Annotated in this window: 14 protein-coding genes; 6 read left to right on the top strand and 8 right to left on the bottom strand. The window is 70.5% G+C overall.

Going from position 1 to position 12,854, the window contains the following annotated elements:
* Positions 1-36: 36 nt before the first annotated feature.
* The 3 genes from C6Y14_RS18115 to C6Y14_RS18105 are packed head-to-tail and all read right to left on the bottom strand — an operon-like array spanning position 37 to position 2,521.
* On the bottom strand, positions 37-846 hold the full coding sequence (locus C6Y14_RS18115) for an amino acid ABC transporter ATP-binding protein (protein ID WP_107017730.1): 810 nt from the start codon (positions 844-846) through the stop codon (positions 37-39).
* Positions 843-1,676: an amino acid ABC transporter permease gene (locus tag C6Y14_RS18110; RefSeq protein ID WP_107017729.1), complete on the bottom strand. Its 834-nt coding sequence runs from the start codon at positions 1,674-1,676 to the stop codon at positions 843-845. Before C6Y14_RS18110 ends, C6Y14_RS18115 begins: the two co-directional genes overlap by 4 nt.
* Positions 1,673-2,521, bottom strand: coding sequence for a transporter substrate-binding domain-containing protein (locus tag C6Y14_RS18105; RefSeq protein WP_107017728.1), 849 nt, complete (start codon positions 2,519-2,521; stop codon positions 1,673-1,675). Before C6Y14_RS18105 ends, C6Y14_RS18110 begins: the two co-directional genes overlap by 4 nt.
* Before the next feature lie 233 nt (positions 2,522-2,754).
* Here C6Y14_RS18105 and C6Y14_RS18100 point away from each other — a divergent pair, with 233 nt between their 5' ends.
* The 5 genes from C6Y14_RS18100 to C6Y14_RS18080 all read left to right on the top strand — a co-directional run bounded on the left by C6Y14_RS18100 (position 2,755) and on the right by C6Y14_RS18080 (position 7,746).
* Positions 2,755-3,804, top strand: coding sequence for a pyridoxal-phosphate-dependent aminotransferase family protein (locus C6Y14_RS18100; RefSeq protein ID WP_107017840.1), 1,050 nt, complete (start codon positions 2,755-2,757; stop codon positions 3,802-3,804).
* 310 nt (positions 3,805-4,114) lie between these two features.
* Positions 4,115-4,840, top strand: coding sequence for a DsbA family oxidoreductase (locus C6Y14_RS18095; protein ID WP_107017727.1), 726 nt, complete (start codon positions 4,115-4,117; stop codon positions 4,838-4,840).
* 121 nt (positions 4,841-4,961) lie between these two features.
* A complete protein-coding gene (locus tag C6Y14_RS18090; RefSeq protein WP_107017726.1) occupies positions 4,962-6,011 on the top strand; it encodes an aminotransferase class V-fold PLP-dependent enzyme in 1,050 nt (349 codons plus the stop codon).
* Positions 6,012-6,065: 54 nt separating this feature from the next.
* Positions 6,066-6,683, top strand: a complete 618-nt coding sequence (locus tag C6Y14_RS18085; RefSeq protein ID WP_107017725.1) for an RNA polymerase sigma factor — start codon at positions 6,066-6,068, stop codon at positions 6,681-6,683.
* Positions 6,684-6,708: 25 nt separating this feature from the next.
* A complete protein-coding gene (locus C6Y14_RS18080; RefSeq protein WP_107017724.1) occupies positions 6,709-7,746 on the top strand; it encodes a maleylpyruvate isomerase family mycothiol-dependent enzyme in 1,038 nt (345 codons plus the stop codon).
* Positions 7,747-7,858: 112 nt separating this feature from the next.
* Here the strand turns inward: C6Y14_RS18080 and C6Y14_RS18075 are convergent, their stop codons facing one another.
* On the bottom strand, positions 7,859-8,389 hold the full coding sequence (locus C6Y14_RS18075; protein ID WP_107017723.1) for a MarR family winged helix-turn-helix transcriptional regulator: 531 nt from the start codon (positions 8,387-8,389) through the stop codon (positions 7,859-7,861).
* A gap of 145 nt (positions 8,390-8,534) precedes the next feature.
* Here C6Y14_RS18075 and C6Y14_RS18070 point away from each other — a divergent pair, with 145 nt between their 5' ends.
* Positions 8,535-9,596 (top strand): alkene reductase, encoded by a 1,062-nt coding sequence (locus C6Y14_RS18070; protein ID WP_107017722.1) that lies wholly within the window; start codon positions 8,535-8,537, stop codon positions 9,594-9,596.
* Between the two features lie 64 nt (positions 9,597-9,660).
* Here the strand turns inward: C6Y14_RS18070 and thpD are convergent, their stop codons facing one another.
* Genes thpD through ectA form a run of 4 tightly spaced genes read right to left on the bottom strand, consistent with a single transcriptional unit; the run spans position 9,661 to position 12,845 of the window.
* The gene (gene thpD / locus C6Y14_RS18065) at positions 9,661-10,548 is read right to left on the bottom strand and encodes an ectoine hydroxylase (protein WP_107017721.1); all 888 of its coding nucleotides are present in this window, start codon (positions 10,546-10,548) and stop codon (positions 9,661-9,663) included.
* A 3-nt stretch (positions 10,549-10,551) separates the two neighbouring features.
* The gene (locus C6Y14_RS18060) at positions 10,552-10,956 is read right to left on the bottom strand and encodes an ectoine synthase (protein WP_107017720.1); all 405 of its coding nucleotides are present in this window, start codon (positions 10,954-10,956) and stop codon (positions 10,552-10,554) included.
* Positions 10,957-11,004: 48 nt separating this feature from the next.
* Positions 11,005-12,276 carry a diaminobutyrate--2-oxoglutarate transaminase gene (gene ectB / locus C6Y14_RS18055; RefSeq protein ID WP_107017719.1) on the bottom strand — a complete coding sequence of 424 codons (1,272 nt, stop codon included), beginning with the start codon at positions 12,274-12,276 and terminating at the stop codon, positions 11,005-11,007.
* A gap of 29 nt (positions 12,277-12,305) precedes the next feature.
* Positions 12,306-12,845, bottom strand: coding sequence for a diaminobutyrate acetyltransferase (gene ectA, locus C6Y14_RS18050; protein ID WP_107017718.1), 540 nt, complete (start codon positions 12,843-12,845; stop codon positions 12,306-12,308).
* Between the last annotated feature and the right edge of the window lie 9 nt (positions 12,846-12,854).

Here is a 12,854-nt window from a genome sequence, read left to right as displayed (position 1 = left end):
CCCCCACCGGCCCGCGTGTCGACGCGGCCCCCGCCCTTACGGCGACTTCCGCGGAGCGTCCTCCACGTCCGCCATCGCCGGGTCCAGGAGGCGGGAGAGGAAGTGGCGGGTCCGTTCATGGGTCGGGGCGCCGATGACCTGCGCGGGAGCGCCCTGCTCCACGACGACCCCGCCGTCCATGAAGACCACCCGGTCGGCCACCTCGCGCGCGAACGACATCTCGTGCGTGACGACCATCATGGTCATGCCCTCGTCCGCGAGCATCCGCATCACGGCAAGGACGTCCCCGACCAGCTCCGGGTCGAGCGCCGACGTCGGCTCGTCGAAAAGCATCACCCGCGGCCCCATGGCGAGCGCGCGGGCGATGGCGACGCGCTGCTGCTGCCCGCCGGAGAGGGATCCCGGGTAGGCCGTCGCCTTCTCGGACAGCCCGACCCGCCGCAGGTTCTCGGCGGCGACCTCCGCCGCCTGCGCCTTGTCGCGGCCCAGCACCCGCCGCTGCGGCAGCGTGAGGTTGTCGGTCACGGTCAGGTGCGGGAAGAGGTTGAACTGCTGGAAGACCATGCCGATCCGACGGCGTACGGCATCGATGTCGACGTCCGGGTCGGTGACCTCCGTGCCGCTCACGAAGACCTGCCCCTGGGTGGGCTCTTCGAGGAGGTTCACACAGCGCAGCAGGGTCGACTTGCCGGAGCCGGAGGGGCCGATGACGCACACGACCTCGCCGGCGCCGACCTCCAGGTCGATCCCCCGCAGCACCTCGTTGTCGCCGAACGACTTGTGCAGCCCGCGGACCTGGATCTCCGGCGTGCCGCTGCGGCCGCCGGCACTGTTCTCGGTGCTCACTTGGTGGCCTCCCCGGCCTTCGCCTCAAGGCGGCGTACGACGAACCCGAGCGGGATCGTGACCAGCAGATAGCACAGGCCCGCCACCAGGATGGGTGTCGAGTTGGCGGTCTCGCTGGCCAGGTCGCGGCCGAACTTGGAGAGTTCGCGCTCCTCCAGCGTGACCCCGAGGAACAGCACCAGCGAGGAGTCCTTGAAGAGGAGGACCAACTCGTTGGTGAGCGGCGGGATCACGATCCGGAACGCCTGCGGAATGATGATGGACACCATGGCCCGCGCGTGCGAGAAGCCCAGCGAACGGGCCGCCTCCATCTGCCCCTTGGGGACGGCCTGGATGCCCGCGCGGATCGTCTCCGCCATGTACGCGGCGGCCACCAGGCCGAGCGCGAGCGCGACCTTCCCGTACGTGCCGCCGGGGATCTCCGTACCGGGGAACGCGAGCGGCACGGCGACGCCCACGAAGATGAAGATCAGCAGGGCGGGCAGCCCGCGGAAGATCTCGATGTAGATGCCGGCCAGCCAGCGGTACGGGCCGACCGAGGAGAGCCGCATCAGGGCGACGACCACGCCGAGGGCGAGGCCGAAGACGAAGCCGGACACCGTGTAGAGGACGGTGTTCTTGAGCGCCAGCGTGATGATGTCCGGGAACATCCGCTCGGCCAGGTCGACCTGCGCGAACTGGTTCCGCAGCTGTCCCCAGTCGGCCGTGAACCCGAGGGCGACCAGCGCGGCGACGAACACCGCGTACTGGACGCCCCGGGACACGGTCCGCTTCTGGCTCCTGGTCAGGCCGCGCCTGCGGGGCCTGACCTTGGTGTCGGTCTCGGTCATGAGGAGGCGGAGGGCGAAGCGGAGGCGGCGTTCTCGTCGTACGGGCCGATCCACTTCTCGTACAGCTTCTTGTACGTGCCGTCGGACTTCGCGTCCGCCAGCGCCTTGTTGACGGCTTCGAGGAGCTTGGTGTTGCCCTTCTTCATGGTGAAGCCGTACTCCTCACCGGTGTTGATGTTGTCGGCGACCTCGAAGGCGGCGGCGTTGGCCTTGTCCTTCAGCCAGCCCTGGACGACCGGGTAGTCGATGACGACGGCCTTGACCTGGCCGGTGCGCAGACCGTTCAGGAGGGCGTCCGAGGACTCGAAGGAGACCGGGTTGAGGCCCTTGCTCTTCGCGAACTCCTCGCCGGTGGTCTGCGCCTGCGCGCCGACCTTCTTGCCCTTGAGGTCCGCGAGCGAGGAGATGCCGCTCTTCTTGCCGGCCAGGATGCCCTGGGTGGCCTCGAAGTACGGGTCGGAGAAGTCGACGTTCTTCTTGCGCTCGTCGGTGATCGTCATACCGGCCGCGGCGAGGTCGCACTGGCCGGAGTTGAGGGATCCACCGGTCTTGAAGTTCTCGAAGGGCTGGTCGAGGATCTGCTGCTTCACCCCGAGGTTTTTGGCGACGAGGTCGACCAGCGCCACGTCGAAGCCCTGGACCTTGCCGTCGATCTCCGACTGGAACGGCGGGTACGGCAGGTGCGTGCAGGTGGTGAGCTGTCCGCCCTTGACGAGCTCGACCCCGTTCGCGGTGGTCTTCTTGCCCCCGTCGTCGTCCGAGGAGCAGCCGGACACGAGCAGCAGCCCGGCCGTCGCGGTGGTGGCGGCCAGAATGCGGGTTCGGCGCCCGGGGACCATCTTCACGGGGGAGACCTCCTGTGGGGTAACTGTGACTGCTGATTATAAGGATTGGTTTGAGGCTCTCAAACCAATCCCATGGCCGCCGGGCTGTCCGGCCTCGGAAGTCGCCGGTGAACGACTGCTGGGGTGACTGCCGAGTGACTGCCGCGTCGGCGGTTACGCTCGTTGCTGCCTACCCCGTGAGTGACGGGAGCAACGTGAGCGTCGAGAGCAACGTGAGTGAAGAGAGCAGAGCCGTGACCCACCCCTTCCTGGACCTGGCGCCGCTGAGCGCCGCGCGTTTCGCGGCGATCGAGGACCGCGTGGCGCGGCTGCTCTCCACCCGGCAGGACGTCGTGATCATGCAGGGTGAGGCGCTGCTTCCGCTGGAAGGAGCGATTCGCGGCGCGGCCGGTCCCGGTACGACGGCTCTCAACGTGATCACCGGCCCGTACGGGCAGACGTTCGGCGACTGGCTGCGGGACTGCGGCGCGACCGTGCACGACCTGGCCGTCCCCTTCCACACGGCGGTCACGGCCGACCAGATCCGCGACGCCCTCGCCGAGCATCCGGAGATCGACTTCGTGTCCCTGGTGCACGCGGAGGCGGCCACCGGGAACACCAACCCGGTCGCGGAGATCGGCGAGGTCGTACGGGCCCACGGTGCCCTCTTCTACCTCGACGCGGTGGCCTCGGTCGGCGCCGAGCCGCTGCTGCCGGACGCGTGGGGCGTGGACCTGTGCGTGATCGGGGCGCAGAAGGCGATGGGCGGGCCCGCGGGGGTCTCGGCGGTATCGGTGAGCGAGCGGGCGTGGGCGCGGATGGCCGCGAACCCGCACGCGCCCCGGCGCTCCTACCTCTCCCTCCTGGACTGGAAGGAGCGGTGGGTCGACGCCGGGCGCAAGGCCCTTCTCCACGCTCCGGCGCAACTGGAGATGCTGGCGCTTGAGGCGTGTGTGGAGCGGATCGAGTCCGAGGGGCTGGATGTGGTGATGGCGCGGCACGCGGCTGCCGCGGCGGCGACGCGGGCGGGGGCGCTCGCGCTGGGCGGAGGGCTGGAGCCGTATGTGTACGCGGCGTCCGACGCGGCGCCCGTCGCCACGACGTTGCGGACGCCTGCCGGGGTGGACGCGTCGGCGCTGGTCGCTGCCGCGCTGGCCGTCGACGGGGCGCTTCCGCTGGCGGCGGGTGGGGGTGCGCTGGCCAAGGAGATGATCCGGGTCAACCACTACGGGCCTGCGGCCGCCCCTGCGACTGTGGACGCCTGCCTCACCGCGCTGCGCGCGGCGCTGGCGGCGTCCGCCTGAGCATCGACGCCGGGTGCGGCCCCGGTGGGGGTTGCTCGCGCAGTTCCCCGCGCCCCTGAGGGGCTCCGCCCCTCAAAAGCCAAAAGACTGCGCCGTTCCCCGCGCCCCTGAGGGGGACGGGGCGCAGCCCCTCCCCGAGGGGCGCGGGGAACGGCGCGGCCCGCCCCCACCGAACCCGCACATGCAGGGGCGCGGGGAACTGCGCAATCCTTCGGGCCCGCCCCCACCGGGCCGCAGGGAATACTCAGCCGGTTCTTGAATGTTCATGCATCAGCGAACTGATCGGTTGAGTTGAGGGAGAGTCCGAGACATGCGCGTCGAGATCTGGAGCGACATCGCCTGCCCATGGTGCTACGTGGGCAAAGCCCGCTTCGAGAAGGCCCTCCAGACCTTCCCGCACCGCGACGCCGTCGAGGTCGTACACCGCTCCTTCGAGCTCGACCCGAACCGTGCCAAGGACGACATCCAGCCCGTCATCCCCATGCTCACCAAGAAGTACGGCATGAGCAAGGCCCAGGCCCAGGCCGGCGAGGAGAATCTGGGGACTCAGGCCGCCGCCGAGGGCCTCGACTACCGCACCCGGGATCGCGACCACGGCAGCACCTTCGACATGCACCGGCTGCTGCACCTCGCCAAGGAGCGCGGTCGCCAGGACGAGCTGATCCAGAACCTGTACAAGGCGAACTTCGCCGAGGAGCGTTCCGTCTTCGGCGACGACGAACGGCTCGTGGAGCTGGCGGTCGACGCCGGACTCGACGAGGACGAGGCCCGCAAGGTGCTCGCCGACCCGGCCGCGTACGCCGACGAGGTCCGCGCCGACGAGCGCGAGGCCGCCGAGCTGGGCGCGAACGGCGTACCGTTCTTCGTCCTGGACCGCAAGTACGGCGTCTCCGGCGCCCAGCCCGCCGAGGTCTTCGCGCAGGCCCTGGAGCAGGCGTGGGCGAGCCACTCCCCGCTCAAGCTGATCCAGGCGGACAGTCAGGGCGATGCCGAGGCGTGCGGTCCGGACGGCTGCGCGGTACCTCACCAGCACTGACCCGCAGCTCCGCCCCGCACGTCTGGCGTGAGCCTCTGACCTGCACATATAAGCGCCTCTTCGCGGTACCACTTAAAAGAACGCAATGGACGGGGAGTTGTCCGCGCCGCACAGTGGTGCCATGGAGACCTTCGAGAGCCTCGTCCGTACCGAGTTCGCCCCGAAGAACACCTATCTGAACACCGCCAGCACCGGGCTGCTCCCGGCCCGCGCGGTGGCGGCCGTGCGCGCCGGCGTCGAGTCCGTGGCGGACGGCCGGCCGCAGGACATGTTCGCCGACGTGGAGGCGGCCCGCGCCTCCTTCGCGCGGCTCGTCGGCGTCCCGGACAGCCGCGTCGCGGCCGGGGCCTCGGTCGCCGTCTACACCGCGCTGATCGCCGCCTCACTGCCCGACGGCGCCGAAGTCCTCACCGCTGAGGGCGACTTCACCTCCGTGGTGAACCCCTTCCATGTGCGCCGCGGCCTGAAGGTGCGCACGGTGCCGCTGGAGCGGATCGCCGAGTCGGTGCGCCCCGGCACCGCGCTCGTCGCGGTGAGCGCCGCACAGTCGGCGGACGGGCGGATCGCCGATCTGCCGGCGCTGCGCGAGGCGGCCCGCGCACACGGCGCCCGTACGTACATCGACGCATCCCAGGCCGCCGGATGGCTGTCGGTCGACGCGGACGCGTACGACTATGTCTCCTCCGTCGCCTTCAAGTGGCTCGTCTGCCCGCGGGGCGTGGCCTTCCTCGTCGTTCCGGAGGACTTCGGGGGGCTCGATCCCGTCTTCGCGGGCTGGGTGGCGGGAGAGAATCCCTGGGACAGCTGCTACGGGCCGGTCGAGGAACTGGCCCACTCCGCACGGCGGTTCGACGAGAGCCCCAGCCTCTTCTCGTACGCCGGTGCCCGGCACTCCCTCGCACTGGTCGAGGAGTTGGGCGTGGAGGCCGTACGCGCCCATGACCTCGGTCTCGCCGACCGTTTCCGGGCGGGCCTCGCCTCGCTGGGACACGAGCCCGTTCCGGCACCGGGCTCGCCCATCGTCTCCGTGCCGGGTCTCGGCCACCGGCAGCCGGAGCTGAGCCGGGCGGGGATCGAGGTCTCCGACCGTGCGGGAAACCTGAGGGCCGCCTTCCACCTGTACAACGCGCCCGCGGATGTCGATCGTCTGCTGGATGTCCTGTCCGGCTGATTCCCCGGCCCACTGGCGCCCGGCCCACGGGAACGCTAGGAAGGGCACCACGAGGTGGTGGTGCCGGTGGAGCCAACTCTCCACACGTCCGAACGGCCGTCCGCGGATGCGGAGTTGCACCGGCGGCTGGTGTACGGCGACGAGACCGCGCTGGCCGAGGCGTACGCGGCGTACGGCGGTCTGGTCCGGCGCGTCGCGGTGAGGGTCACGCGCAGCGCGGCGGCCGCCGAGGACGTGGCGCAGGAGGTCTTCGCCCAACTGTGGAGCAGGCCGTACGCGTTCGACCCGGGCCGTGGCTCGATGCGCACCTGGCTGTCCCTGCTCGCGCACCGGCGGGCCGTGGACTGGGTGCGCAGCGAGGCCAGGCACCGCAAGGACACCCGCGCGGACGACTCGGCGCTGCACTCCATCCCGGACACCGGCCCCGGGCCCGACGAGGCGGTCGTCGACCGTGAACGCTCGCTCCTGCTGCACTCCGCGCTCGCCGAACTCCCCAAGCCCCAGCGGGAGGTGGTCCACCTCGCCTACTTCGCGGGCCGCACCTACCGTCAGGCGGCCGTCGAGCTGGGTATCCCCGAGGGCACCGCCAAGACCCGATTACGGTCCGCGTTGCGCAAGTTGGCCGTGTCGTTGGGCGACCCGTCGGATCCGGCGTGGGAAAGGGGCGCATGATGGCGACAGGGAAAGGCGGCCTCCGGTGAGCGACGACCACGACGGCGTGCCCGAACTGCTGGCCGCCTGGGCCTTCGGCGCGCTGCAGCCCGCGGACGAGAAGGCCGTGCCGCTGCATCTGGCCGGCTGCGAGAGCTGCGCCGCGGAGGCGGAGCGGCTCCGTGAGACGGTACGGCTGCTGGACGGGCCACCGGGAATACCGGAGCAGGCCGCCATGAACAACGGTTCAGCCCTGTCGGAAGGCGTACTCGCCGCCGCTCTGCGGGCGCGGCCCACCGCGCCGCGCGTCGCCGCACACGCCGCCCCGTACGCCGCCGCGGTCACCGGGCTCACCGCGCTGCTGCGCGAGGTGGACGGCCACCGGCCGTGGGGCACACCCGTCGTGCACGACTGGGACGTCCGGGACACGGTCGGCCATCTGATCGCCGCCGACGGGGAGTTGGCCCGCCTCGTCGGGGTTCCGGCGCACGCTCCGGCCTCCTGGAGCACGGCGGAGATGCCGTGGGAGGAGGCCTGGGAGGCCAGGACCGCCGACACGATCGCGTACGAGCGGACGCGCTCCCCCGAGGAGACGGTGGCCGCGTGGTCCGCGCAGAGCTCGGCGCTGCTGGCGACGCCGGAGGCCCGGGATCCCGAACGGGCCTCGCACGCCACGACGATGCTGGGCGTACGGCTGCCCGTGGCCGACCATTTCCTGGGGCGGGCCTTCGAGACCTGGATCCACACGGTGGACATCGGCCGTGCGCTCGGGCTCGCCGTGCCGCCGCCGGTCGAGGCGCATCTGGGGCAGATGGTCCGGCTGGCCGTCCGGATGCTCGGTCTGGCGCTGGGGCCGGCGGCGCCGCCGGTGCTGTTCGCGGTGACGGGCGTCGGGGGTGACCCGCAGTGGGTGCTCGGCTCCGAGGGGGAGCCGGTCCGGGGTGAACTCGCCCTGCAGGCCGTGGACTTCTGCCTGCTGGTGGGCGGACGGCACACACCCACGTCGGTGCCTCGCGGGGTGGTGGGCGACGAGGAGGCCGTACACCACGTGCTGGAGCGGGCTGCCTCACTGGCCTGGCTCTAGGGCGTATCCGTCAGCACCGGACCGCGCCCGCCGAACCGGACCGCGCCCGCCGAACCGGGCCGGGCCCGCCCGGACCGGACCGGGCCCACTCGAACCGGTCCCGCACCGGGCCTCAGGGCCGGTCGGCCCCGGACGGGACCGGGCAGTCGCCCGACTCCGTGCACAGGTTCGCCTCGACGCGTGCGAGGAGTCCGGAGAGCTGGTCGCGCTCGTCGGGGCTCAGCCCGGCGAGGGTGTGCTCCTCCAGGCTGGTCCAGGCCTGGGTGACCTCCTCGTGCAGGCCGCAGCTGTCCTCCGTCGCCTCGACGAGGACCGCGCGGCCGTCCCTGGGGTCGGGGCGGCGGCGAACATGGCCCGCCTGTTCCAGCCGCTGGAGCATCTTCGTGACCGTCGACGGGTCGAGTTCGACCGCCTTGATCAGCTCCGACTGACGTACCGCGCCCGCGTACCACAGGTGCATCATCACGAACTCCTGGCCGGGGTAGAGGCCGGACCCGCGCAGCAGCCTGCCCGCCGCGGCCCGGTGCATCCGGGCCACCCGGGAGATGGCGTAGCTGACCTGACCTCCGCACGCCGCAGAGGGCGTCTCCTCGGTACAGGCGGGGTCGGCCTGAGAGGCCGCGACCTCGTGGGTGGCACTCATCCTGGCTCCCGGTTCCGCGCACGTTCGTGGCGGCCAGCTTTTCACGGACAATAACTTGGCCGACCAAGGAATGGGTTACGGTGGCGCCTTGTTCCAATCATTGGCCGACCACATACATTCCCCGTACTCTTCCCCAGGAGCAGCCGTGACCACCGCTTACGACCCGATCGACCTGTCCGGCACACCGCTCGCCAACCGCATCGTCATGGCGCCGATGACCCGCAGCCGGGCCGGCGCGGGCGGAGCGCCGACCGACATCAGCGTCGAGTACTACGCCCAGCGGGCCTCCGCGGGCCTGATCGTCACCGAGGGCGTCCAGCCGTCGGCGGTCGGCCAGGGCTACCCGGACACGCCGGGGCTGCACACCGCCGAGCAGATCGCGGCCTGGCGCAAGGTGACCGACGCCGTGCACGCCGCGGGCGGCCGGATCTTCGCGCAGCTCATGCACGCGGGCCGGATCGGCCACCCCAGCCTGCTGCCCGAGGGGCTCGTCAACGTCGGCGCCTCGCCCGTACGGGCCGAGGGGCAGGTCTACACCCACGAGGGCCCCCTCGACTTCGTCACCCCGCGCGAGCTGACCGGCGACGAGGTGCGCGCCACCATCGGCGAGTTCGTGGACGCCGCCCGGGGCGCGGTCGAGGCCGGCTTCGACGGGGTCGAGCTGCACGGCGCCAACGGCTATCTGATCCACCAGTTCCTCGCCCCGGGCTCCAACCACCGCACCGACGAATGGGGCGGCCCGGTCGAGAACCGCATCCGGTTCGCGGTCGAGGCGGTCAAGGCCGTCGCCGCGGAGATCGGTGCCGGGCGCACGGCCATCCGCCTCTCGCCCGGCAACCCGTACAACGGCATCCAGGAGCCCGAGCCCGAGGCCGCGTACACCGCGCTCGTGGACGCGCTGGAGCCGCTCGGTCTGGCCTATCTGCACATCACCGAGGTCGGCGACATCCGTGAGCTGACGCTCGCGCTGCGCAAGCGGTTCAGCGGGGCGTTCGTCCTGAACCCGGCGACCGAGGGGCCGACGGGGCCCGAGTCCCTGGCACTCGTCGAGGACGGCGTCGCCGACCTGGTCGCCTACGGGCAGCTGTTCCTCGCCAACCCCGACCTGCCCGCGCGGCTGAAGGCCGGCGGTCCCTTCAACGAGGCCGACCCGACGACGTTCTTCGGCGGGGACGCGAAGGGCTACACGGACTACCCGGCGCTGTAAGGCAGTCGGCCCGGTGCCCGACTCGTTCGAGTCGGGCACCGGGCCGATCACCTTCAGGCGTACGTCACTTCACGGGGGTGAAGTCCGTCGACCCGATGAACTCGGGGCGGCGCACCGGCGCGGCGAAGGGCTCCACCGCCGCGTTCTCCACGCTGTTGAACACGATGAAGACGTTCGAGCGCGGGAACGGCGTGATGTTGTCGCCCGAACCGTGCATGCAGTTGCAGTCGAACCAGGTCGCCGAGCCGGCCCGGCCCGTGAAGAGCTTGATGCCGTGCTGGGAGGCGTACTTGGTGAGCGCCTCGTCGGAGGGCGTGCCCGCGTCCTGCATCTGCAGCGACTTCTTGTAGTTGTCCTTCGGCGTCGCTCCGGAGCAGCCGAGGAACGTGTGGTGCGACCCCGGCATGATCATGAGGCCGCCGTTGGTGTCGTGGTTCTCGGTCAGCGCGATCGAGACGGACACCGTCCGCATGTTCGGCAGACCGTCCTCGGCGTGCCAGGTCTCGAAGTCCGAGTGCCAGTAGAAGCCGCTGGCGCCGAAGCCGGGCTTCACGTTGATCCGCGACTGGTGCACGTACACGTCGGAGCCGAGGATCTGCCGGGCGCGTCCGACCACGCGCTCGTCACGCACGAGCTGGGCGAAGATCTCACTCGTCCTGTGGACCTCGAAGACCGAGCGGATCTCCTGCGACTGCGGCTCGATGATCGAGCGCTCGTCGGCGCGGACCGCCGGGTCGGTGACCATGCGCTCCAGCTCGGCCCGGTAGAGCGCGACCTCGTCGTCGTCGATGAGCTGCTCGACGGCGAGGAACCCGTCCCGCTCGTACCCCTGGAGGGCGTCCGCCGGGATCGGCCCCGGCGCGCCCGGTTCGCTCCACACGACCGGGTCCTGCCGGGGTACGGACACCTCACTGGTGCCGCGGCTGGGATACAGGTCGGTGATGGTCGTCATCGTTCAGACCTCCTCGGGCTCGGTCAGCAGGGGGTAGACGCCGTTCTCGTCGTGGTCCTCGCGTCCGGTCACCGGCGGATTGAAGACACAGATGCAGCGGAAGTCCTCCTTGATCCGCATGGTGTGCCTCTCGTGGCCGTCGAGGAGGTAGGTGGTGCCCGGCGTGATCGTGTACTTCTTGCCGGTCTCGTCGTCGGTGAGTTCGGCCTCGCCCTCCACGCAGACCACGGCCTCGATGTGGTTCGCGTACCACATCGACGTCTCCGTGCCCGCGTACAGGATCGTCTCGTGCACCGAGAAGCCGACCCGCTCCTTCGCGAGGACGACGCGCTTGCTCTCCCAGGTGCCCGACGCCGATTTCACGTGTCGGTCAGTGCCTTCGATCTCCTTGAACGAACGGACTATCACGGTGGTACGAAGCCTCCTTCAGGCTGGCGTGCAAGGGGGTGTGGTGGTTCAGGCCGTCTCGCGGACGGCACGGGCGAGGGTACGAAGGCCCTCGTCCAGTTCGTCGGGTGTGATGGTGAGCGCGGGGAGGAGTTTCACGACCTCGCTCTCCGGGCCCGACGTCTCGATCAGCAGGCCGAGTTCGAAGGCGCGGTGCGCCACCCGGCCCGCGCGCTCCTTGTCGTGGAACTCCATGCCCCACACGAGGCCCCGGCCGCGGTACTCCTTCACGTCGGCGAGGTTCTCCTCGGTGATGGAGATCAGCGCCTGCTCGACCTGCTCCCCGCGGGTGCGGGTCTGCTTCTCCATGGCGGGCCCGTCGGACCAGTACGTCTGGAGGGCGGCGGCGGCCGTCACGAACGCGGGGTTGTTGCCGCGGAACGTGCCGTTGTGCTCGCCCGGCTCCCAGATGTCCAGCTCGGGCTTGAACAGGCACAGGGACATGGGCAGCCCGTACCCGCTGATGGACTTGGAGACGGTCACGATGTCGGGCACGATCCCCGCCTCCTCGAAGGAGAAGAAGGCGCCCGTACGGCCGCAGCCCATCTGGATGTCGTCGACGATCAGCAGCATGTCCTGGCGCTCGCACAGCTCGGCGAGGGCGCGCAGCCACTCGACGCGGGCGACGTTGATGCCGCCCTCGCCCTGCACGGACTCGACGATCACGGCGGCGGGCTTGTTGAGGCCGGAGCCCTGGTCCTCAAGGAGCCGCTCGAACCAGAGGAAGTCCGGGACCTGGCCGTCGAAGTAGTTGTCGAACGGCATCGGCGTGCCGTGCACGAGCGGGATGCCGGCGCCGGCCCGCTTGAAGGCGTTGCCGGTCACGGCGAGCGAGCCGAGCGACATGCCGTGGAAGGCGTTGGTGAAGGAGACGATCGACTCGCGTCCCTTGACCTTGCGGGCCAGCTTCAGCGCGGACTCGACGGCGTTGGTGCCCGTCGGGCCGGGGAACATGACCTTGTAGGGCAGGTCGCGCGGGCGCAGCACCAGGTTCTGGAACGACTCCAGGAAGCTGCGCTTCGCGGTCGTCGACATGTCGAGACCGTGGGTGACGCCGTCGCGTTCCAGGTAGTCGATCAGGGCCCGTTTCAGTACCGGGTTGTTGTGTCCGTAGTTGAGTGAGCCGGCTCCCGCGAAGAAGTCGAGGTACTCGTGGCCGTCCTCGTCGTACATGCGGCTGCCCTGCGCGCGGTCGAAGACGGTGGGCCAGCTGCGGCAGTAGCTGCGGACCTCCGACTCCAGGGTCTCGAAGACGCTCAGGTCGGGCTGGGTGATGGTCACAGGTGCACTCCTCGGGCGTGGGGGGTTGTTCAGAACGACAGGGGACCGATGCGGTACAGCACTTCTGGGTCGTGCGGGCCGTCGGGGAACTGCCCTGTGTCGAACAGGACCTCACGCTCGACGCTGGCGCCGTGACGCGCCGCGTACGAGGTGAACAGCCGCTCGGAGGCGGTGTTGCCCGGGGAGATCGTGGTCTCCATGGAGGTCAGCTCGTGCCGGCCGATGACCTGGCGGGTCAGCCCGTCCAGGAGTGCGGCGGCGAGGCCTCGGCCCCGCTGCGCCGCGTCGACGGCGACCTGCCACACGAGAAGCGTGTGCGGGCGCTCGGGCCGGATGTAACCGGTGACGAAGGCGACGGGTTCGCCGTCGGCCGTACGCGCCACCACGGACGTGCCGGAGAAGTCACGACACCACAGCAGGTAGCTGTAGGAGGAGTTCAGGTCGAGGGTCCCGGAGTCCTTGGCAATGCGCCAGAGTGCGGCTCCGTCGTCCACGTGCGGACGGTCGATCCGCAACCCTTCTGGCATTTCCAGGAATTCCGCTTGCAGGTCTGCTTGTGCGGCGGTCATGTCTATTGA

It is taken from the genome of Streptomyces dioscori (genome assembly GCF_003024195.1).
GTDB classification, from domain to species: domain Bacteria; phylum Actinomycetota; class Actinomycetes; order Streptomycetales; family Streptomycetaceae; genus Streptomyces; species Streptomyces dioscori.
Note: the sequence above shows the minus strand (reverse complement) of the source record. Positions and strands in the feature narration are given on the sequence as shown.